Genomic DNA, 20,670 nt, shown 5'->3' with positions numbered 1-20,670 from the left:
AGGATGCTCGCAGTCAGCGGACTGACACAAGCGCCAGATAAGCTGTTTTTAGCGGGTAAGCGACTCATCAATCGAGACATCACGCCGCTCCTAAGTGGGCAAAAAGCTTGCTAGGCTGGGAATTAGGCTTCATTATTTTTTTATTCCATATACATATAGTTGGCAGGCAAGATTTTAAGCTCTGGGCTTGTGATGGCCCTAACATAACAGCCGTGGAGGCGTAATGGCAGGATCTGACATTTCTCAGACGCAGATCTATGAATGGTTGACCGGCGATGAAAACACTCGGATGTGCGATGACATTCCTGACAGCGCCTGCAAGGATCAACCCCAAAACTTTATGCGCCACCTGTGGGCATCGCTGGGCAACAAGCTGGCTGATGAGCTCTCCAGTGCCCGGCTGGTGCTGCCCTGGCTAATGGGAATAATTGGTGCCCCGGTCTGGATGGTCGGTCTGCTGGTGCCCATTCGCGAGTCGGGCGCCCTTTTTGCCGCAGGTGTTTGTCGCCGGTTTTATCCGCCTCAAACCCCAGCGCAAATGGGTCTGGGTGGCCGGTGGGCTGTTGCAGGCGCTGAGCGCCCTGGCGCTGGCCCTGCTGGCTCTTATGGGCAGTGGCACGCTCGGGGGTACGCTGGTACTGGTCGCGCTGGTGGCCTTATCTCTGGCCCGTGGGCTTTCATCCATTGCCACCAAGGATGTAATGGGTAAGACCATTGCCAAAAATCGTCGTGGCACTCTGATGGGTTGGAGCGGCAGCGTTGCCGGTGCGGCCACCCTGCTGGCCGGTGGCGTACTGATGCTGTTTGAAGACCGCCCAGGCCAGTTGGCATTGGCGATATTGCTTGGCATAGCGGCACTTGGCTGGGCACTTAACGCTTTTTGTGCGGCGCGTATTCAGGAAACACCGGGGGCTATCGACGGCGGCGAAAACGCCTGGGACAGCCTGAAGCTGGGTCTTTCGCTGCTTAAGGAAGACCGCACCTTTCTACACTTCAACCTGGCCCGCGCCCTACTGCTTTCAAGTGCGCTAGCCCTGCCTTATATCGCGCTACTCGGCCAGCAGCAGAGCGGCGCTCAGCTGGGGGCCTGGGTCTGCTGGTGGTGGTATCCGGTTTGGCAGGCATGCTGGCCGACCCTGTTTGGGGCAAGCGGGCAGACGCCTCCAGTCGCCGGGTCATGCGTGATGCGGCCATTGGCACCCTGATCTGCTGCCTGCTGGGCGCCCTACTGGCCTGGTTACCAGCCGACTGGACCACGCAAATCTGGCCTTATGCGCTGATCTATGGGTTATTGGTCATTGTTCATCACGGGGTGCGTCTGGGGCGTAAAACCTATTTGGTGGATATGGCCAGCCAGGATAACCGCGCCCTTTATGTGGCGCTTTCCAACACCCTGACCGGCGTCTTAATGTTGATCGTCGGCGGCGTGCTGGGTGGGCTTGCGCAATGGCTGGGCAGCGCAGCCCTACTGGTTGTGCTTGGTGTGGCGGCCCTTGGCGCCGTTCTTAGTGCCCGGCAATTGCCAGAGGTGGAATAGTGGCTTCACAGGCTGTCAACAAGTCAAGACTTCACGCATGGATTGCATTACCCAGTATAGCTCGACAATATAGGTAGCAGGGTAAGCAAGCCAGACAAGGCGACATTTGCTATTCTGGTTCTGATACACTGTTAAACAAACCGACAAGCACCCAAAGAAGTGCCGATTGGCCATGGCTCACTCATAAAATGGTCGGCGGAAAGGACTGGAGCTGCAACAGGAAACTCTTAATGAAACGATCTCCCTTGATCAGCCCGGAATTACTCGAGCGGATTGTTGACGCTTCCGAAGACGGCATAGTAGTTGCCGAACAGGAAGGCGATGAAAATATTCTGATCTACGTCAACAAAGGCTTTGAGCGACTGACGGGCTACAGCGCAGACGAAATCCTCTATCGCGATTGCCGTTTTCTACAGAATGACGACCGTGACCAGGAGGCGCTTCAGGCAATTCGCGAAGCACTGAAAGAAGGGCGGCCCTCCCGGGAAGTGCTGCGTAATTACCGTAAAGATGGCAGCACCTTCTGGAATGAGCTGTCCATCACGCCTGTTTACGATGAAGACGACAAGCTAATGTATTACATCGGCGTTCAGAAAGACGTCACGGAACGGGTCGAAGCCCAGATGGCACTGGATGCCCTGCGTAAACAGCAGGAAGACACGCCACAGTGACGACGGACAGGGTGCATTTAGCCACCATTGTCAGGAAAAATGCTTCAGGGGCTTGATCTCCAACCTCGACGGCGTTATATAGCGATAAGCGCAGCCACATTATGGGTGGCTGTCGCTATATGACACAGCCCTTCACCATGGTGAAGTCTCAAGCTGCCGGTTTACCGGCTTGGGTTGGAGAGCCTCGATATGCGCCGTGACCCCATTGATCGTAATACCTACCACTATCCGTCTGATCATTCCTCGGACTTTCTCGACAGCGATGACCTGGATTCCCAGGAAGCAGTCAACGACGAGCATTACGGACGCAGCCGTTCGAGCAAAAGCGATACGCTGAAAGCCCGGCGTCGCGTTGAGGCCCTGCTTGAAGAGCGTCGCCTGCGTAAGGCCCTTGACGACGACTGGTACAGCGACGACGACTGAGCATTGCCTCCTCCCCTACTGCTGCCTGGCGTAACGCGCGGTTCTGAGATACGGTTCTGGCCTTTAGTCACGCTCGGCACTATCATCATGTGAGAACTGCTTGGTATCACGGCTTTACTGTTATAGCCTTTTTGATTATCAAGCAGCCGATGACTTTTATTCAGTAACGTTTAATCAGTAACTTTCATTTCCCAACCTATCGGATTTCCATGGCGCAATACGTATTTACCATGAACCGGGTCGGCAAAATTGTGCCGCCCAAGAAACAGATTCTTAAAGATATCTCACTGTCCTTCTTCCCTGGCGCCAAAATTGGTGTGCTGGGCCTGAACGGCGCGGGTAAATCAACCCTGCTGCGTATCATGGCCGGTGTTGATCAGGAGTTTGAAGGCGAAGCCCGTCCGATGTCAGACATCAATGTCGGCTACCTGCCTCAGGAACCGGAGCTGGATGATGACAAGAACGTCCGCGATACCGTCGAGGAAGCCTTGGGCGCCCTGAAAGAAGCCCAGGAACAGCTTGATGCCGTTTATGCCGCCTATGCCGAGCCGGACGCAGATTTCGATGCCCTGGCCAGCGAACAGGCACGCCTTGAAAACATGATCGAGGCCGCAGATGCGCATAATATTGAGCGCAAGTTGGACGTTGCCTCCGAGGCGCTACGTCTACCGCCCTGGGAAGCCAGGGTCGGCAACCTATCGGGCGGTGAACGGCGCCGGGTGGCTCTGTGCCGTCTGCTGCTCTCAAACCCGGACATGCTGCTGATTGACGAGCCAACCAACCACCTTGACGCTGAGTCCGTCGCCTGGCTGGAACGCTTCCTGCACGATTATAGCGGCACGGTTGTCGCCATTACCCACGACCGTTACTTCCTGGATAATGTGGCCGGCTGGATTCTTGAACTTGACCGCGGCCAGGGCATTCCGTTTGAAGGCAACTACTCTCAGTGGCTCGAACAGAAAGACCAGCGCCTTAATCAGGAAGCCAAGCAGGAAGCCTCGCGCCAGAAAGCCATCAAGCAGGAGCTTGAGTGGGTGCGCTCCAACACCAAAGGGCGCCAGGCCAAAAGCAAGGCGCGCCTCAACCGCTTCGAGGAAATGCAGTCTGGAGATTTCCAGAAGCGTAACGAGACCAACGAGATCTATATTCCGCCTGGCCCACGCCTGGGCGACAAGGTCATCGAGTTCCACAATGTCACCAAGCGTTTTGATGACAAACTGCTCTACGAAGACCTGTCATTTACCATTCCGCCCGGCGCCATTGTCGGTATCGTTGGCGGCAACGGTGCAGGTAAATCGACGCTGTTCAAGCTGGTTACCGGCCAGGAACAGCCCGATGCCGGCGAAGTGGTGATCGGTGAAACCGTCGACATCGCTTACGTTGAACAGCTTCGCGATGCCCTGGATGACAAGCAGACCGTTTGGGAAGCTGTATCAGGGGGCCAGGATATTCTCAATATCAATGGCTATGAAGTGTCGTCGCGCGCTTACGTCGGGCGTTTCAACTTCAAGGGCAATGATCAGCAAAAGCGCCTGGATGAACTTTCCGGCGGTGAACGTGGCCGTTTGCAGCTGGCACAGACTCTGAAACAGGGCGCCAACGTGCTGCTGTTGGATGAACCTTCCAACGACCTGGATATTGAAACCCTGCGCGCCCTGGAAGAAGCCCTGCTGGCCTTCCCTGGCTGTGCCATGGTGATCTCGCACGACCGTTGGTTCCTTGACCGCATCGCCACCCATATTCTGGCGTTCGAAGGGGATTCTCAGGTGGTGTTCTTTGACGGTAACTACACCGAATACGAAGAAGATCACAAAAAGCGCGTCGGCAATGACACCCCGAAACGCATGAAGTATAAGCGTATCGACGCCTGACCACAGTGAGTAGGCCAACGCAAAAGGGCGCTGCAAGCGCCCTTTTTATTGCCTGATTATCAACCTGCTGGCCAGGTAAATTCACGCCCACCCATCAGGTGCATGTGGATGTGATAGACCGTTTGGCCACCCATTTCATTGCAGTTCATCACTACCCGATAGCCGTCTTCGGCAAAGCCTCTTTCTTTAGCCAGCTTGGCGGCGGTGTACTGCAGGCGGCCAATAATGGCCAGATCGGCCTCTTCAATATCATTGAGGGTCGCAATATGTTTTTTGGGGATGATCAGGATATGCGTGGGTGCCTGGGGGTTGATGTCATTAAAAGCCAACACCTCATCGTCTTCATAAACGATATCCGCCGGTATTTCACGCTTGATGATCTTGCAGAACAGACAATCCATGAAAAGCTCCTTGATCAGGGTCTAGCAAATTATTGGCCAGCTGTGACAGCGAGCATTATGACCTCAGCTTAGCGAAAACGCCGCTGGGCGAGCAAATGACGTACCAGCGGAGCAAGAATCAGCTCCATCGCCAGCGACATTCGCGACCCCGGCACCACCAGGGTATGCGGGCGGGACATAAAGGCGTCCTGGATCATCGCCAGCAGCCAGGGAAAATCCACCTTAGAAGGATCACGGAAGCGGATAACCACAAAAGACTCCGAATCAGTGGGAATATCCTGCACCTCAAAGGGGTTGGAGGTATCCACCGTCGGTACCCGCTGAAAATTGATATGAGTACGCGAGAACTGCGGTTGGATGTAACGCACGTAATCGTCCATGCGCCCCAGAATGGTGTCAATCACGGCTTCCTGAGAGTAACCGCGCATCTTGGTATCGCGGTCAATCTTCTGGATCCACTCCAGGTTCATGGTCGGCGCCACACCAATCATCAGATCCACATGGCGGGCAATATCGTAGTCTTCTGTGACCAGGCCACCGTGTAACCCCTCATAGAACAGCAAATCCGTGCCACAGGGTAATGCCTGCCATTCAGTAAAGGTGCCTACCCGGTAGCCCGCTTCGATCTTCTGTTTATCTTCTGCGTGGATATAGTGACGGAACTGCCCCGTGCCGTGTTCACCGTATTCGCTGAACAGTCCCTCAAGACGATCAAGCAAGTTGGCCTCTACCGCAAAGTGCGAGAGTTCATCCTTGCGCTCCGGCTCTTCGCGAAACATGCGATGCAGCTCTTTACGGGTATAGCGGTGGAAAGCATCGCCATCCACCATGGCCGCATGCACATCCTCACGCTGGAACATGCGCTCAAATGCGTCGCACTGTAGTAGTACCCGCACCGGAGGACCCAGTGACAGATATGATCGGATACTCGCGGGACATCAGCAGAATCTCGCTTTTGCCAAGGCCTGAACAACCTCAGCCGGTACCGCCACCGGGCGGCCCTCGGCAGGGTCGATCACCAATAGGTTAAGGCGTGCCGTTGCGACCAGTCGCGCGCCTTCATCCGCCAGCACACGGTGATAGACGCTCAACGCCTTACCCAGCGGATCAGGGATTGCGGTCTCAACCACCAGGACATCAGGACAGCGCGCTTCGCTTTGATACTGCACGGCCAGATCCGCCACCACGCTTGGGTAACCCGCCAGATCCCACTCGGGAAACCCCAGAGCCATTAGCGCCTGCAAACGGGCCTCATGCAGCAGGGACACCAAGGCATCATGACCAAGATGACGGCCATAGTTCATATCCGTCACCCGCACACTGATCGAATGATGATGGATCACCGCATCAGTGGGAAAGTCGAGCTTTACACGCTCCATTTTTCAGGCTCCATTTGATACGTCCAGTCTGACAGGATCAGCGGCGACGTCTGGCAGGTTAAAATCATGTCATCAATGAGACTGCTCCCGGGTAATGGCCCGGTAAGCAATGTCCGAACGGTATTCGGCACCCTCCCAACGAATCTCGGCAACCCCCTGGTAGGCGAGCTGCTGCGCCTGGGAAACGCTCTCGCCCAGCGCGGTAACACACAGGACACGCCCACCGGCCGTGGTGACATCACCCTCCGCTGACAGCGCCGTGCCCGCATGAAACACCTTGCAGCCACGCTGTTCGGCAGCATCCACTCCTTCAATCACATCGCCCTTGCGATAGCTGCCGGGGTAGCCACCCGCGGCCATGACAACCCCCACGGCGGCACGCGGATCCCATTCACAACTACATCCGGCAAGCTTGCCTTCAGCACCGGCCAGGCAAAGCTCGGCAAAATCAGACGTCAGGCGCAGCATGATCGGCTGGGTTTCCGGGTCTCCAAAACGGCAGTTGAACTCGATCACTTTCGGGTTGCCGGCTGAATCAATCATCAGGCCCGCGTACAGGAAACCACTATATGGCATGCCTTCAGCAGCCATGCCCTGCACGGTGGGCAAAATGACTTCTTGCATGATGCGCGTATCAACGTCCGGCGTTACCACAGGGGCCGGTGAATAGGCGCCCATGCCACCGGTGTTGGGGCCTTCATCGCCATCGTAAGCACGCTTGTGATCCTGGCTGGTGGCCATGGGCACTACGTTCTCACCATCAACCATGACGATAAAGCTGGCTTCTTCGCCTTCAAGGAATTCCTCGATCACCACCCGAGCACCGGCATCACCAAAGGTGTTGGCTTCGAGCATATCGCGAATAGCCGCCTCGGCGTCGGCGTCGTTCATGGCGACGATCACGCCTTTGCCGGCAGCCAGACCGTCCGCCTTGATAACAATCGGCGCGCCCATTTCATGCAGATAGGCCAGCGCAGGCTCCACCTCGGTAAAGGTCTGATAGGCGGCACTGGGAATTTGATGGCGGGCCAGAAAGTCCTTGGTGAAAGACTTGGAACCTTCCAGCTGGGCAGCGGCCTGGGTCGGGCCAAAAATGGCCAGCCCTGCTGCCTGAAAAAGATCCACCACGCCCTCGACCAGCGGTGCCTCAGGGCCCACTACCGTCAGGCCTACCTGCTCTGCCTTGGCAAGCGCCAGCAGGCCCTCCAGGTCGCTGACAGCAAGGTCAATATTTTCAAGCTTGGGCTCACCCGCCGTGCCCGCGTTACCCGGTGCTACCAGGACTTTTTCTACCTTTTCCGATTGCGCCAACTTCCAGGCCAGCGCATGTTCACGGCCACCGCCGCCTATCATCAAAACCTTCATGTGAGCCCTTTTCGGCAGGAATCATCGTAATATGGAGAAATGCCTATTATGCCACAGCCTGTTTGTGTCTGTAGATGTCGGCTGTCTTTCCCCCAGTCCGCCTATTAGCCAGTACACCAATCAGCTATCTGCTTCATCATTTTTTTTCTTTCGCGTATCCATCCCCGGCGCGTTGTCATCCTTATTGATGGTGTTCTGCCAGAAACGCATATTTTCTTCGGCCAGCTCGCGCATAAACTCCATAGGTGAATGGCGAATCGCTTTCTGCCATTGATCCTGCATGCGTTTTTGCTGTTCCAGCATCAGCTGGGTGCCCTGCTCCAGGTAACGCGCCAGCGGCAAGGGAGATGACATATCATAGACGCGTATCAACTGGGCCAGCAGATCGTTGGAAAAAACCTCCGACTCACCGTCGGCCTGCTCCTGCTCGATAATAATCGAGAGCAGAATGGTCCGCGTGATATCCTCGCCGCTTTTCGCATCTTCAACGCGAAAAGCGGCTTCTTCCAGAATCAACTTGCGCAAGTCTTCCAGCGTGACATAGCGACTTTGCTCGGTATCATACAAACGACGATTGGCATACTTACGAATCACACGCACGGCGACTCTCCTTGAAACGAAAAAAGCGGTTATTTTCTTTGTCGCTATTGTGCCTGCCCTGCGCCACCATGCAAGCACAGAGATGATTATCCGTCTTTTCAACCTATAATGAATCAGCACAGCGAGCCACATGAACGTCATCTTACTCGACCCCGAAGATGCCATCACGCCTGATGAGTTTATCATTCGCGACACTCGGCGCCTGCGCCACCTGCGGGATGTCCATCGAGCCCAACCGCAGGATCGCTTTTCCGTTGGCTTGCTGGGCGGCCAGCTCGGCAAAGCAACTTTGCAATCACTCGATACAGACCATGCAAGGCTGAGAATAGATACCCTTGACACACCGCCGCCGCCTGCTCTGCCCGTGCATCTGGTGCTGGCGCTTCCCAGGCCGCGCATGCTGGCGCGTTCGCTGGAACACGTCACCGCGCTAGGCGTCAAGGACATCACCTTGCTGCACACTCGCCGGGTGGAAAAAGCTATTGGCAATCGCCAGAGCTGGATAGCGATAAGATCCATCAACACCTGTTATTAGGGCTTGAACAGGCCAAGGACAGCACCTTGCCAAGGGTTACCTTACGTAAAGGTTTTCGCCCCTTTGTTGAAGACGAACTACCTGGCTTGCTGCACAATCGACGCGGGCTGCTGGCGCATCCTGGCATGCCAAACGCCTGCCCGCGCGGCATTGAAGGTGACACCCTTTTATTGATCGGGCCTGAAGGGGGATTTATTGAATGGGAAGTGGAGAAGTTGCTGGCCGCTGGTTGCGAAGGCATTCATTTAGGGCCACGCATCCTGCGCGTTGAAACCGCCGTCACGGCCTTGCTGGCAAGGCTTTTCTGATTCATATTCAGCAAAGCAACCCTCTTAAAGCAACTATCTTCAGTCGTTTAGATAACCACTAGTCATCTGGCTCATGGGGAACGAAGGGGGTGTCCGCATTGCAGGTCGGGGTCTTATGCATAAAGGTTTCGCGCACATTGAGAAGCCCCAGGTGGCTGATGGTCCGACGCCCTAGCAGCATGGGATAATTCATCTCTTCCCGGTCGCGCAGGCTGAACTGCTCTTCATAGGTGGTATCGCCGATACACACTTTGAGCAGTACCACTGGGCGCTCATCGCGTCCGCCTGCACCACGCACCCTGAGATCACGGTAAAGCGGCCGCTCAAGCTCATCACTGAATACCTCGCCACTGTCTTGGTCTTCCAGCTTAAGGCGAAAGCGCACCCACTCCTCGCCACTACGGGTAAAAGTTTCAATCTCACGGGCATCCAGCGAGGAGGTCAGAGCGCCGCTATCAAGCTTGGCTTTCACCTGGATTCCCCAGGGCATCATCACGGCATTTTCTACCCAACCAAACACCTTTTGATCGGCATCCTGGCGCTTTACATCAGCGTTATCCTGCTGCTTTGTATCGGCCTGGGCAGCCGTCAGCCCGAGACTTGCCGCAAGCAGCCCACAAGCCAACAGCCCACAAGCGTACCCCGCTAGGCTTCCTGCTGGTTTCGCTTGGCCATTCAAACGCTTGGCGATATATTGCGCAATTACCATAAGTCTCCTTGGGATAAAGCTAAAAATCAGCTAATTAACGCTGCTTGATGCGCTCAAGAACCGCCTGGTTAGCAAAGCCGTCCGGCACCATACCCTGATCACGCTGGAAAGCACGCAGGCCATTGCGCGTATTCGGCCCCAGAATGCCATCGGCGCCGCCTACGCTGTAACCTAGAGCATTCAGCCCTTGCTGCAGTTCACGCACCTCAGCACGGGTCAGTGGCACCTGATCTCGTGGCCAGGCCTGCTGAATACCTTCACGCCCAGCAATCGCATCACTCAGGGTGGCCACTGCCAGCGCATAGCTGGTGGCGTTGTTATAGCGCAGAATGGAACGGAAGTTTGGCCCCACCATGAAAGCGGGCCCTTTAGCACCAGCGGGGACGATCAACGCTGCGCTGTCAAACGCTGGCAGACTACTGCCGTTAGCAGAACGCACGCCCTGAGCCGCCCACTCTGCACTGCTGCGACGCTCAGTCTGGGCGTAGTCATAATCTGCAGGCAAGGTGACCTCAATGCCCCAGGGCTGGCCCGGCTGCCAGTTGGCACGGGCAAGGTAGTTGGCCGTAGAGGCCATTACATCGGGAATGCTCCCCCAGATATCACGACGACCATCGCCATCGCCGTCTTTGGCGTAAGCTTCAAAACTCGATGGAATAAACTGGGTATGCCCCATGGCACCCGCCCAGGAGCCAATCATATCCTGTGCGTCAATATCACCGCTGTCGATAATCCGCAGGGCAGCCAGCAGTTCACCACGGGCGAAATCACTGCGCCGACCATCGTAGGCCAGGGTTGCAAAGGCGTTCAAGGCCGAAAAGTCGCCAAAGTTGCCGCCATAATTACTTTCGATCCCCCAGATGGCCACGAGCACTTCTGCAGGCACCCCATAACGCTCTTCCATACGTGCCGCCGTCTGACGATGCTGCGCCAGTTTTTCGCGCCCATTGCGCACGCGGGTGCTGGAGACCGCACTATCCAGATACTCCCAGATGGGCCGCACAAATTCGGGCTGGTAGCGGTCAAGCTCGATAACCCTTTCCAGGTAGCGAACATTATCAAGTGCCGACAGCGCCCGCTGACTTATCCCCTGAGCAGCCGCATCGCGCTTGAAAGCTGCTAACCAGGCATCGAAGCTGGCATGACCCTGCAGATCTGGCTGAGTCGGCTGTGATGACGTTGACGACTGGGTATTCTGCGCCAATAGCGTTGGCGACGACTCAGCCGATACTCGCGTCTCAGCAGCCTCTGCCTGATTGGACGTTGGCTGCGCCGATGCGCAGGCCGAGAGCAAGGTAAATGGAACCACCAGAGAAACGCCCAGCAGCAAGGGTCGATAGGGCCTTAAGGTCATAGTGAAAGGGGCCATCAGGTTAGTCCTTTAAACAATTAATAAAAAATTCCGTCGTACGCAAGCGCCTGTTCGCGTCAAAAACCCCAGGCACTCTCGCCCAGGCGCAAGACCATACCGGCATGGGCCAGCACCACCACGACCGTGAGTACTGAACGCAGCAGCAGGTACCACTTGGGCCAACCAAAGCGCCCTTCCCGGCTGAGATCGTATATCCAGATCAGCACAAAACCAACCATCAATACCCAGATACCCATCACCGGGCTAAGCATCAAGGACGGCCAGGCAATCAGGCTAGGCAACATCGCCAGGGCCAGGCGGCGAATATCACCGGGCATGCGTGCCTTGTCAGTGCGCTGCAACACAGCGCCCCAGTGAGCGCCCCCCAGGAAAGACAGAATCACCGCCGCGTAATACACAAAAGCATAAACCGCTGTGACCTGCCAGGCCGTCGGGCCCAGAAAAGCCACCACAAGGCAGGCAATGAAAGGGATAAGCCCGGACAGCCCGAGCCCCCAGGCGGTGCGATGGCGCGTCATCAACGCCGCTGGAAATCCGCTTGAACTCATTCAGCGACCTCTCATGGAGTGACTTGATCAATCAGCCAGGGTTGCCAGGCTTGCGGCTCCACCCTGGGCGGTGAAAAATGCGAGGGATCTGCACGCCAGGGCTGATGCCGGGCCTTTCCTTCAGGCAACTCTGCCAGAGCGGGTAGCCAGTGAGCAACATACTCGCCGTTGGGATCATACTGGCTTGCCTGCTTGAGCACATTGAAGTAACGATCCTGACGCGGATCTTTTCCGACACCGGCAACATAACGCCAGTTCCCCCAGTTCGAGGCCACATCATAATCCATCAGGCAATGTTCAAACCAGGTTGCGCCAAGACGCCAATCCACTTTTAGATCCTTGACCAGAAAGCTGGCCACATTCTGCCTGGCTCGGTTAGACAACCAGCCAGTACTGGCAAGCTCAATCATGGCCGCATCGATAAAGGGTACACCGGTTTTGCCTTCCTGCCAGGCAACAAAGGCGGCGTCCGCATTCGGCAGGCCTAACCGGCCGAACAGCCTGTGCTGTTCAAGCTGTGCTGCCAGCTGAAAGTATTCACGCCACATTAGCTCAAAGATAATCCAATAGCTGGACTCGGTGCTGCCATTGCGGGCTTCCCAGGCGCGGACTTCCTGCACGATCTGGCGGGGTGACAGGCAGCCATGTGCCAACCAGGGAGAAAGATGGGTCGAAAAATAATCACCGAGCAGGCCATTACGCGTCTGCTTATAGGTAGCTGGGCCGTTATGCTCCCAGACAAAAGCGCGCAAACGTTCATGCCCGGCAGCTTCTCCACCTGACCAGGCCATGTCCTTACGTTTATCAGGATTCCAGCCTGCTGACAGTTCACAGACCTGCTTGAGCGGCGGAAAGCCCCTGGGCGCTGTATCTGGCCAGAGAGGCAAAGTGATAGGAGCATGGGTAGCCGTGGGTACTTCACAGTGCTTTTCAACCTTGCGCCTGAACGCTGAAAAGCTGCCAGGCAGTGCGTCGAGTTTGAAGGGAAGTTGAGTCTGATCAAACAGCCGGTTATTTTCGACCACCTCAAGTTCAGTGCCGTTTTCCAGCAGCGGTACAAGCGCCGAAATCTGACGATTTTCATCACTGCCTGACTGATGGGAAACCCGAATGGAACGAGCAGCAAAATGATTGGCCAGGTGCGCCACTTCCTCAGCAGGCGAGCCAATTCGCACCAGTAAATCGCTGCCACGTTGCAACAATTCACCGCGCAGCTCCATCAGGCTTTCCCACAGAAAACGCAGCCGCGGTGGGCCAATCCGTGGGACTTGCTGATCTGGAATAGCCTGCTCAAGCCAACCTTCATCCAGCACATAAACACACAGCAGTTGTTCAGGGGGTGATGTGAAGCTTAGCAAAGGGTTGTCAGCAATACGTAAATCATTGTGCAACCAGACAATATCAACAATAGAACGGGTCATGGGCTTGTCTCCTCATTACGCTGCGCATGTTTGGCTGTGGTCTTTTTTGCCGTTCTGCGGCAGCGCTCGCTGCAGTAGCGCACGTTATCCCAGTCGCGAGCCCATTTTTTCGCCATGCAAAAGGGCGTTGACAGAAAACGCAGATTTTTTGGGGTAAGTCAGCTTTTCGTGGCATTATAATTAGTCAACTGATTAAAAATTCTACAAAATAACAATTTGGTATAATTATTGTACATGTCAAACATCTAGAGCACCACCACGAGTATATTTTCTGTTCAAACACCCATCATGTTACAGATATTAAAAAAGCCATTCGCATGAATGGCTTAATAGAAAGCAACCGGGCTGACAATGCCACTCCAGCGACTCAGTCAGGGTCAGTATCGCGAGGTTGGCGTTTGGCGTTTTCCTGGGTTTCCATACCGCTTTTCAACTCATGGGTCAGTGGATCATAGTTGGGGCGCAGTTCGTCCTTGACGGTACCGCTCCATAACTTGGAGCCTACAAAATACCCGGCCCGCCCTATGACATGCGCCGCTACCGGTGCGGTCATCAGGATAAACACAACGATTGCCAGGGCTCTCGCCACAATGCTGGTTTCGGCAAAATGCATGGCGGCTGCCAGCATGATCAACATGACGCCCAGCGCTGCCGCCTTGGTAGTGGCATGCATACGGGTGAGCAGATCCGGCAGGCGCAAGATGCCGATCGCTGCCAGTAACATGAACAGAGATCCAGCAATAATGAGCGTCCCCTTGATAAAATCAATCATCTCTTGGGCCTCCACGCTCCAGAAAACGGGCAAAACCAATTGCCGCCAGAAACCCCATCAGGGCAATGACAATCGCCGCATCAAGAAAGCTGGGCACGCCTGACTTGATGGCATGCAACCCCACCATTCCTACGATAGTGGTTGTAAACAGCTCCAGCGCCACCACTCTGTCGGGCAGGCTTGGCCCGCGCACCACGCGAACAAAGGCGAGCACTAGCGCCAGGCTCATGATCACCTGACCAATAAGATACACATGATTCATCAGCGAAAAGCTCCAGTGCGCGGTGTTCCATCTCTTTCAGATTGCGACGCAAACCCTCTTCATCATCCAGAAACATCGCATGGATATACAGCACTTTACGGTCATCGGAAACATCCAGACTCAGGGTGCCGGGCGTTAATGAAATCAGGTTAGCCACCATGGTGATTTCCATCTCGGTTTTAGCATTCAGCGGCATGGCAATCACGCCGGGGCGCATATGCCAGGGCGGAGTCAATACGTCAAAGGCAACGCGCAGATTAGCCTGAACCAGCTCTTTAAGAAAAAAGCCCACAAAACCTATGATCCGCGGAATGCGCGCTGGATAACCCTTGAGGGATGCCAACTGGGGCTCGATCAGCACCAGGGTGATATAACCAAATACCAACCCCACCAGCAGATTCAGTCCGCTGAAATCACCGGATAACATCACCCAGGCAAGTCCCAGCAGCAGGTTCCAGATCGCCCCTGTCATGGAGTACCCCCTTCACTTTGCGCGCCATCCTGTGGCGCCGTTACCTGGTCGATCCATTCAACTTCATTCCCGGGCGTCACCCCCAGCACCGCTTCAATGTAATGCTCTGGTGCCAGCAATTGGTCACCAACCAGATTCATCGTTTGCATGATGGGTTCAGCAAACACCCCTATCATCAAGGTCGCCGCGGCCAGCATCATCACCGGGAAATACATCATGCCCAGGCTGGGCTTGATCAGCCGACCGTCATCCCCGCCGGGCGTTGTATCCTCAGGGACGTTATTGTCTTCCGGTAGGGTTTTCCAGAAGACCTCGTTCCACAGCTTGACCATGGAATACAGCGTCATGAACCCAACCGCCAGCGCAATACCCGTGACGACATAGGCCTCTGCCTCGATCCCGGCACGCACAATCACGAATTTGGCGAAGAACCCGGATAGCGGCGGAATACCGGCCAGCGAAAACGCTGAAAGAAAGAAGGCCACTGCCAACCAGGGGCGCTCACGGTAGAGGCCCCCATCTTTTTAAGCTGGTAGGTGCCCAGCAGACGATGAGTAATCCCGCTGATCAAAAACAGGTTGGTTTTCACCACCATGTTATGTAACACCGCAAAAACGCCCCCAGCGATAGCCAACGGCGTGTTGAGGGCTAACCCCAGCAACATATAGCCAATCTGGCTAACGATATGAAACGACAGAATTCGCCTGAACTCGAACTGTGCCGCAGCGCCCAGCACACCTGTGACCATGGTGATCGCCGCTGCCCAGAGCATGATGTCCTGCAGGTAGTCCATGCTCTGATCAAATACCAGAGTGAACACCCGAAACAGTGAATACACCCCGACCTTTGTCAGCAAAGCAGCAAACAGTGCAGAGACTGCGACCGGTGGTGTGTGATAGGACGCGGGCAGCCAGAAGAACAATGGGAAAGCCGCCGCCTTGATGCCAAAGGCCACCATATACATCACCGCCAGCACTTCGACCATGCCGCTGTGCTCGGCAGCATCCAGGCGCAGGGCAATATCTGCCATGTTGAGCGTACCGACGGTGCCATAGGTCAGGCCCACTGCAGTCAGAAAGATGATCGAAGCCAGCAGGTTGAGGGTCACATATTTGATCGCGCCTTCCATCTGTGCCCGCTCACCGCCCAATATCATCAGCGCGAAGGAAGCCACCAGCATGACCTCAAACCAGACGTAAAGGTTAAAGATATCACCGGTCAGAAAGGCGCCTGCTACACCGGCCAGCAGCAGATGCATCAAGGGGTAATAGCCAAATTTTTCATGCCCGCGTCCGGTTGTTGCCAGTGAGTAGATCCCCATCAGCAAGCCGATAATGGCCGTCATCAATACCATGACGGCGCTCAACACATCGGCCACCAGCACGATGCCAAAAGGTGCCGGCCAGCCGCCCATTTCCAGGGTGATATAACCCTCTTCCATTACGCCGACAAACAGCCAGAGGCTAACTACCAGCAGGGCCAGATTACCGCCAATGCCAATAAAGCGCTGCACTGGACGCGAGCGCCAGAACAGTAGCGAAATAGCCCCGGATAGCAGAGGTAATAGAACGGGCAGTGCGACTTCAGGCCTCACGTGTCAGTTTCCTTCATCTTGTCCAGGTCATCTGCCTTGACCACTTCATAAGCACGCCGGATCAGTACGACGGCAAATGCCAGTACGCTGAAAGCGATAACGATGGCGGTCAATACAACGGCTTGAGGGAGCGGGTCAGCCACATTGCCCACAGGGGCGCTCATTCCTTCAGGTATTAACGGTGGCGCACCTCGGGTCATGCCTGCTGTGGTAAAAATCAGCAGGTTGGCCGCGTTGGAAAGCAGCATCAGCCCAATCACCAGCTTGACGATTGAACGCCTGAGCATCATGAAGATAGCCGTGGCATAGAGTATTCCAATCGCAACTGCCATTAGCGGTTCCATACAGAGCCTCCTTTTGGCATCTGGATACAGCGACGGTTACGGCTCATCCTTATCCACCTCCATCAACGACATGACCATACCTGTAACAGCGCCCAGCACAGCAAGGTAAACGCCAATGTCAAAAATCAGCGGCGTGGATGCCTTGAAATCAACCACGGGTATCGTCCACCACTGCGCGGTCATGAAGGGTTCACCAACGAACCAGGCCGGCACGACCGATATCATGCCCAATAAAAGCCCTACGCCAATCAGATCCCGGGGGTCTATCATGCGCAATATGCCTCGCGTTGCACTCACGCCGAAGGCAAACATATAAAGCGTGAAAGCCCCGGCGGCCACCAGGCCAGCAATAAAGCCACCGCCCGGCTCATCATGACCACGCAACAGCAGAAAGACTGAAAATATCAGCTGCAACGGCATCAGAAACCGCGCGGCAGTATTGAGAATCACCGTGCCGGATTTAACCATCGTAAGGCTCCTTGCGCTCAGTTCGGGGGCCTTGGCTGCTTTTATGGTCAAATTTCAGCATAGCGATCACTCCGATGGCCGCCAGCGCCAGCACAAACATTTCACCCAGCGTATCCAGGGCACGATAGTCGACCAGGATGACGTTGACGATATTGCGCCCATAAGCGAGAGGAGCACTGTTTTCGATCATATACCCTGAAATGGGTGCAAATTGATCAATGCTCCAGGCGGTCAGGATCAGCAGACAGATAAGTACACCCATGGCACCGGCAATCAGGCCATCGCGGACGCGCTCCAGGGTCGTCGAAAAGCTGGTAAAACGCGGCAGTCTAAACAGCACCAGCACCAGCAGCATCACGGTCAGGGTTTCTACCAACAGCTGGGTGATGCCCAGATCCGGCGCGCTGAAAAAGATAAACGTCAGCGCAATCGAAAGCCCCATAACACCCACCGAGACCACAGCGCCCAGACGTGAACGGGTCAAGGTGGCAAACAGCGCCCCCATTGCCAGGGTACCCACCACCATCACCTCGTAAAAGCGCACATCCAGTGAAAAGCTGATAAGCGGTGAATGGCGCACCAGAATCGAATTGATCAGCAGGCCAATCAGAGTCAGCAACATGACCAGAATGTAGTTACGCATATAGCCGTTCTGCAACACCTTGGTCTGCCAGACGGAAAACCGGGCAATGTTATCTATCAGCGCTTCATAACCCGCTTCCGGCCCATAGCGCATCAAGGGGGCCAGCAGCGCCAGCTTGGGCCTAAGGCGATCCCAGCGCTTGAAGGCCAAAAAACCCAGCGCCAGGCTGATGATCGACATCAACAATGGCAGATTAAAGCCGTGCCACAAGGAGAGATAGGCGTCTGAAGGCTGACCCGTCAGTGAGGTAACCGTTGCCGCCGTCAAATCCGAGGCAACGCCTGGAAAAACACCCAGCAACAGAGATAGTGACGCCAGTATTCCAGGGCCAAGCAGCATACTCAGCGGTGCTTCATGCGGCACCCGAGGGGTGATCAAGCGCGGCCCGTAAAAAGGACGCAACGCAATGATGGCCGCCACGGCGATGGTAAGAATCGCAGAAGCAAACGCCAGCAGCACCAACAGTAGCTGGAAGGCGTTGGCCCCCAGGGCCGCCTCAAACATCAGCTCCTTACCGATAAAGCCCAGCAGAGGAGGCACACCTGCCAGGGAAAGAGCGGCAAAAAACGCTATTACACTGGTCACCGGCATTAATGAGCGCAAACCGCCCATGGCGGTAACGTCCTTGGTGCCGGTGGAGTGATCCAGGGCACCTGCCACCATGAACAGAGACCCTTTGTAGAGCGAGTGAGCCATCAGAAAGGCAACAAAGGCCACCATGGCGGCAGGCGTACCAATCCCCAACAGCATGGTAAGCGCGCCCAGCGCCATCACAGTTGAATACGCCAGCAGCTTTTTTACATTGGTGAAACGGATGGCCAGAAAAGCGCCGGTGAACATGGTCAGGCCACCAACAACGGAAAGCACGGTCACCCACAGGGCAGTGCCGCCAAGCTCAGGATGGAGGCGGGCCAACAGATAGATGCCTGCCTTTACCATGGTGGCTGAATGCAGGTAAGCCGATACGGGCGTAGGGGCCGCCATGGCATTAGGCAACCAGAAGTGAAACGGAAACTGAGCTGACTTGGTAAAGGCACCGATCAGAAGACAGATCAAAAGCGGCGTATACAGAGCGTGTTCACGCAGGTCAGTGTCATCAGCACGTATCTCTGAAAGCGACCAGTGACCACTGGCAACGCCCAACAGTACCAGGCCGGCCATTAACGCCAGGCCACCGGCCACGGTTACAAACAAGCCCTGGCGAGCCGACTTGCGCGCTTCCAGGTCATCATGGTTGAAGCCGATCAGCAAATAGGACGTAATGCTGGTCAGCTCCCAGAAAATGAACAGCGTCAGTAAATCGTCTGCCAGCACTAGCCCGAACATCGACACCATGAAAGCCATCAGGGCGATATGAAAACGCGGCAGATCCGTATGATTCCTGAGATAGCCTCCCGCATAGATCAGCACGAAAACGCCAATCACGCTGATCAGCAAGCCAAACAGCAACGCTAGGCCATCGAGCATGAAAGTCAGGCTGATGCCCAGGGACGGCACCCATTGCCACTCGAAAAGCAGATTGCCTTGGGCCAGCACTTCTGGCATCTGCTCAAGCAACCAGACGGCCAATAACGCCGGATAGAGGGCAAGCACCAGGCTGGTGCGCTCACCAAACCAACGATGCAGCAAAGGCACCGTGGCTGCCAGGATAAACCCTGCTATAACGGTTAGCTGTATCAAGCGGCTCTCCTTATGAACAACAACCCCAACTTATGAATATCCAGCTTTTGAATAACAGTGACGACTTTATTCTATACACAAAACCCTATACATAAAAAAGCGGCGAACCATGGCTCGCCGCTTTTTCAACTGGTTGATCAACGCGATCTGGAGTTACAACCAACCTGCCAATTCGTTGTTGACTACCTGCAGCAGCGCTTCAATGTGATCATCACGATCATTGAGACAAGGAATGTATGTAAACGTTTCCCCACCGGCTTCGATAAAGCTCTCATAGATCTCTTCCTGAATCTCTTCCAGGGTTTCAACGCAATCCGATGAGAATGCCGGTGACAGAATGGCAATATGTTTATGACCCTGCTTGGCCAGCTCCGCTACGTGGTCAACGGTCTGCGGTCCTACCCACTTTTCAGGCCCGAACTGAGATTGAAAGGCGGTATCCACTTCCTCCTTGCTGAAGCCGAGTTTTTCACGCATCAGACGTGTGGTTTTCTGGCACTGGCAGTGGTAGGGGTCGCCTTCCATCAGGTAGCGCTTGGGCACACCGTGGTAGCTGGCCACCAGCTTGGTTGGGCGGGTTTCCAGCCCTTCGTAGGCTTCCTTGATCGAGTTGGTCAGCGCTTCAAGGTAAGCAGGGTGCTCAAAGTACGCAGGTACGGTACGAATATACGGCTGCCATTTCATTTCCATCAGTACGCGAAACGCCTGATCGTTAGCCGTAGCGGTGGTCGGCCCGCCATATTGTGGGTAAAGAGGGAAGAAAACAATTTTTTCACAGCCTCTTTCCTTGAGACGGTTCAGCACGCTCCGCGTTGACGGATTGCCATAGCGCATGCAGAAATCCACTTCCACATCGTCTCCGTACAATGCCTTCAGACGTTCGCGCATTTTATCGGTCTGTGCACGGGTTGTGGTCAGCAGCGGGCTTTCGTTCTTTTCAGTGTTCCAGATACTGCGGTACGCCTCGCCTGAACTGAATGGCCGTTTTGACAGAATGATTCCCTGCAATAGGGGCTGCCACAGCCAGCTTGAATAATCGACCACCCTCTTGTCTGACAGAAACTCGCTCAGGTAGCGGCGCATGGACCAGTAGTCAGTGGCATCGGGAGTGCCCAGATTCGCCAGCACAACGCCTACCTTGGCATGTGACACCACCGGCGGGTGGTCGCTGTCCGCATGGGCCAGACGGCCTTCACCGGGATGATCCATCTCTACCTGTTCTGTCATTTCAATCTCCTGCAACTCAAAAAATTTTCTGACCCGAATGGTAACACTGTTAGCCAAAAGGCGGCATG

General features: G+C 55.3%; 17 protein-coding genes and 6 pseudogenes. 5 read left to right on the top strand and 18 right to left on the bottom strand.

Going from position 1 to position 20,670, the window contains the following annotated elements; translation table 11 throughout:
- Window positions 1–223 precede the first annotated feature (223 nt).
- From HLB35_RS01320 to ettA, 4 genes and pseudogenes are all read left to right on the top strand, one after another.
- A pseudogene (locus HLB35_RS01320) lies at window positions 224–1,537 on the top strand (MFS transporter).
- 230 nt (window positions 1,538–1,767) lie between these two features.
- Entirely contained in the window at window positions 1,768–2,208 is a 441-nt protein-coding gene (locus HLB35_RS01315) for a PAS domain S-box protein (protein ID WP_171701218.1), read from the top strand.
- A 189-nt stretch (window positions 2,209–2,397) separates the two neighbouring features.
- Window positions 2,398–2,631, top strand: coding sequence for a PA3496 family putative envelope integrity protein (locus HLB35_RS01310; protein ID WP_171701217.1), 234 nt, complete (start codon window positions 2,398–2,400; stop codon window positions 2,629–2,631).
- Window positions 2,632–2,840: 209 nt separating this feature from the next.
- On the top strand, window positions 2,841–4,502 hold the full coding sequence (ettA, locus tag HLB35_RS01305) for an energy-dependent translational throttle protein EttA (RefSeq protein ID WP_171701216.1): 1,662 nt from the start codon (window positions 2,841–2,843) through the stop codon (window positions 4,500–4,502).
- A gap of 59 nt (window positions 4,503–4,561) precedes the next feature.
- On the opposite strand, the gene HLB35_RS01300 is transcribed toward ettA, so the two are convergent.
- From HLB35_RS01300 to phaR, 5 genes and pseudogenes are all read right to left on the bottom strand, one after another.
- Window positions 4,562–4,903: a histidine triad nucleotide-binding protein gene (locus HLB35_RS01300; RefSeq protein ID WP_171701215.1), complete on the bottom strand. Its 342-nt coding sequence runs from the start codon at window positions 4,901–4,903 to the stop codon at window positions 4,562–4,564.
- 68 nt (window positions 4,904–4,971) lie between these two features.
- Window positions 4,972–5,842: pseudogene (locus tag HLB35_RS01295) on the bottom strand (phosphoribulokinase).
- Window positions 5,842–6,282, bottom strand: a complete 441-nt coding sequence (locus HLB35_RS01290; protein WP_171701214.1) for an acyl-CoA thioesterase — start codon at window positions 6,280–6,282, stop codon at window positions 5,842–5,844. Before HLB35_RS01290 ends, HLB35_RS01295 begins: the two are co-directional and overlap by 1 nt.
- Window positions 6,283–6,354: 72 nt before the next feature.
- Complete coding sequence (purD, locus tag HLB35_RS01285) at window positions 6,355–7,647, bottom strand: phosphoribosylamine--glycine ligase (protein ID WP_171701213.1); 1,293 nt, start codon at window positions 7,645–7,647, stop codon at window positions 6,355–6,357.
- Window positions 7,648–7,767: 120 nt separating this feature from the next.
- Complete coding sequence (gene phaR, locus HLB35_RS01280) at window positions 7,768–8,247, bottom strand: polyhydroxyalkanoate synthesis repressor PhaR (RefSeq protein ID WP_171701212.1); 480 nt, start codon at window positions 8,245–8,247, stop codon at window positions 7,768–7,770.
- A gap of 130 nt (window positions 8,248–8,377) precedes the next feature.
- Here phaR and HLB35_RS01275 point away from each other — a divergent pair.
- Window positions 8,378–9,090: pseudogene (locus tag HLB35_RS01275) on the top strand (16S rRNA (uracil(1498)-N(3))-methyltransferase).
- Between the two features lie 58 nt (window positions 9,091–9,148).
- Here the strand turns inward: HLB35_RS01275 and rloA3 are convergent.
- From rloA3 to hemH, 13 genes and pseudogenes are all read right to left on the bottom strand, one after another.
- Entirely contained in the window at window positions 9,149–9,799 is a 651-nt protein-coding gene (gene rloA3, locus HLB35_RS01270; protein ID WP_171701211.1) for a retropepsin-like aspartic peptidase RloA3, read from the bottom strand.
- A 34-nt stretch (window positions 9,800–9,833) separates the two neighbouring features.
- Window positions 9,834–11,168, bottom strand: a complete 1,335-nt coding sequence (locus HLB35_RS01265; protein WP_235936932.1) for a lytic murein transglycosylase — start codon at window positions 11,166–11,168, stop codon at window positions 9,834–9,836.
- 59 nt (window positions 11,169–11,227) lie between these two features.
- Entirely contained in the window at window positions 11,228–11,719 is a 492-nt protein-coding gene (locus HLB35_RS01260) for a DUF3429 domain-containing protein (RefSeq protein WP_235936931.1), read from the bottom strand.
- An 11-nt stretch (window positions 11,720–11,730) separates the two neighbouring features.
- Window positions 11,731–13,140, bottom strand: a complete 1,410-nt coding sequence (locus tag HLB35_RS01255) for a DASH family cryptochrome (protein WP_171701210.1) — start codon at window positions 13,138–13,140, stop codon at window positions 11,731–11,733.
- A pseudogene (locus HLB35_RS17780) lies at window positions 13,137–13,315 on the bottom strand (DUF2256 domain-containing protein). Before HLB35_RS17780 ends, HLB35_RS01255 begins: the two are co-directional and overlap by 4 nt.
- 192 nt (window positions 13,316–13,507) lie before the next feature.
- Complete coding sequence (gene mnhG / locus HLB35_RS01245; RefSeq protein ID WP_171701209.1) at window positions 13,508–13,912, bottom strand: monovalent cation/H(+) antiporter subunit G; 405 nt, start codon at window positions 13,910–13,912, stop codon at window positions 13,508–13,510.
- On the bottom strand, window positions 13,905–14,174 hold the full coding sequence (locus HLB35_RS18035; RefSeq protein WP_171701208.1) for an MrpF/PhaF family protein: 270 nt from the start codon (window positions 14,172–14,174) through the stop codon (window positions 13,905–13,907). Before HLB35_RS18035 ends, mnhG begins: the two co-directional genes overlap by 8 nt.
- Window positions 14,175–14,178: 4 nt before the next feature.
- A pseudogene (locus HLB35_RS01235) lies at window positions 14,179–14,646 on the bottom strand (Na+/H+ antiporter subunit E); the annotation flags it as partial.
- Window positions 14,643–16,240, bottom strand: a pseudogene (locus HLB35_RS01230) (Na+/H+ antiporter subunit D). The pseudogenes HLB35_RS01235 and HLB35_RS01230, both read right to left, overlap by 4 nt.
- A complete protein-coding gene (locus HLB35_RS01225) occupies window positions 16,237–16,584 on the bottom strand; it encodes a Na+/H+ antiporter subunit C (protein WP_171701207.1) in 348 nt (115 codons plus the stop codon). The pseudogene HLB35_RS01230 and the gene HLB35_RS01225 overlap by 4 nt, the downstream one beginning before the upstream one ends.
- Before the next feature lie 36 nt (window positions 16,585–16,620).
- Window positions 16,621–17,052 carry a Na+/H+ antiporter subunit B gene (locus HLB35_RS01220; protein WP_171701206.1) on the bottom strand — a complete coding sequence of 144 codons (432 nt, stop codon included), beginning with the start codon at window positions 17,050–17,052 and terminating at the stop codon, window positions 16,621–16,623.
- Entirely contained in the window at window positions 17,045–19,372 is a 2,328-nt protein-coding gene (locus HLB35_RS01215; RefSeq protein WP_171701567.1) for a putative monovalent cation/H+ antiporter subunit A, read from the bottom strand. The genes HLB35_RS01220 and HLB35_RS01215 overlap by 8 nt, the downstream gene beginning before the upstream one ends.
- 156 nt (window positions 19,373–19,528) lie before the next feature.
- Window positions 19,529–20,602, bottom strand: a complete 1,074-nt coding sequence (hemH, locus tag HLB35_RS01210; RefSeq protein WP_171701205.1) for a ferrochelatase — start codon at window positions 20,600–20,602, stop codon at window positions 19,529–19,531.
- Window positions 20,603–20,670 lie beyond the last annotated feature (68 nt).

This window comes from Vreelandella azerica, from assembly GCF_013112225.1.
Classification (GTDB): Bacteria; Pseudomonadota; Gammaproteobacteria; order Pseudomonadales; family Halomonadaceae; genus Vreelandella; species Vreelandella azerica.
The sequence above is the reverse complement of the archived record's forward strand: the minus strand, read 5'-3'. Positions and strand labels throughout refer to the sequence as shown.

Bases quoted from the DNA above. Each gene is read 5' to 3' on its own strand.
- HLB35_RS01315 (WP_171701218.1), top strand. From the start codon at position 1,768: ATGAAACGATCTCCCTTGATCAGCCCGGAATTACTCGAGCGGATTGTT.
- HLB35_RS01310 (WP_171701217.1), top strand. From the start codon at position 2,398: ATGCGCCGTGACCCCATTGATCGTAATACCTACCACTATCCGTCTGAT.
- ettA (WP_171701216.1), top strand. From the start codon at position 2,841: ATGGCGCAATACGTATTTACCATGAACCGGGTCGGCAAAATTGTGCCG.
- HLB35_RS01300 (WP_171701215.1), bottom strand. From the start codon at position 4,903: ATGGATTGTCTGTTCTGCAAGATCATCAAGCGTGAAATACCGGCGGAT.
- HLB35_RS01290 (WP_171701214.1), bottom strand. From the start codon at position 6,282: ATGGAGCGTGTAAAGCTCGACTTTCCCACTGATGCGGTGATCCATCAT.
- purD (WP_171701213.1), bottom strand. From the start codon at position 7,647: ATGAAGGTTTTGATGATAGGCGGCGGTGGCCGTGAACATGCGCTGGCC.
- rloA3 (WP_171701211.1), bottom strand. From the start codon at position 9,799: ATGGTAATTGCGCAATATATCGCCAAGCGTTTGAATGGCCAAGCGAAA.
- HLB35_RS01265 (WP_235936932.1), bottom strand. From the start codon at position 11,168: ATGGCCCCTTTCACTATGACCTTAAGGCCCTATCGACCCTTGCTGCTG.
- HLB35_RS01260 (WP_235936931.1), bottom strand. From the start codon at position 11,719: ATGAGTTCAAGCGGATTTCCAGCGGCGTTGATGACGCGCCATCGCACC.
- HLB35_RS01255 (WP_171701210.1), bottom strand. From the start codon at position 13,140: ATGACCCGTTCTATTGTTGATATTGTCTGGTTGCACAATGATTTACGT.
- mnhG (WP_171701209.1), bottom strand. From the start codon at position 13,912: ATGATTGATTTTATCAAGGGGACGCTCATTATTGCTGGATCTCTGTTC.
- HLB35_RS18035 (WP_171701208.1), bottom strand. From the start codon at position 14,174: ATGAATCATGTGTATCTTATTGGTCAGGTGATCATGAGCCTGGCGCTA.
- HLB35_RS01225 (WP_171701207.1), bottom strand. From the start codon at position 16,584: ATGGAACCGCTAATGGCAGTTGCGATTGGAATACTCTATGCCACGGCT.
- HLB35_RS01220 (WP_171701206.1), bottom strand. From the start codon at position 17,052: ATGGTTAAATCCGGCACGGTGATTCTCAATACTGCCGCGCGGTTTCTG.
- hemH (WP_171701205.1), bottom strand. From the start codon at position 20,602: ATGACAGAACAGGTAGAGATGGATCATCCCGGTGAAGGCCGTCTGGCC.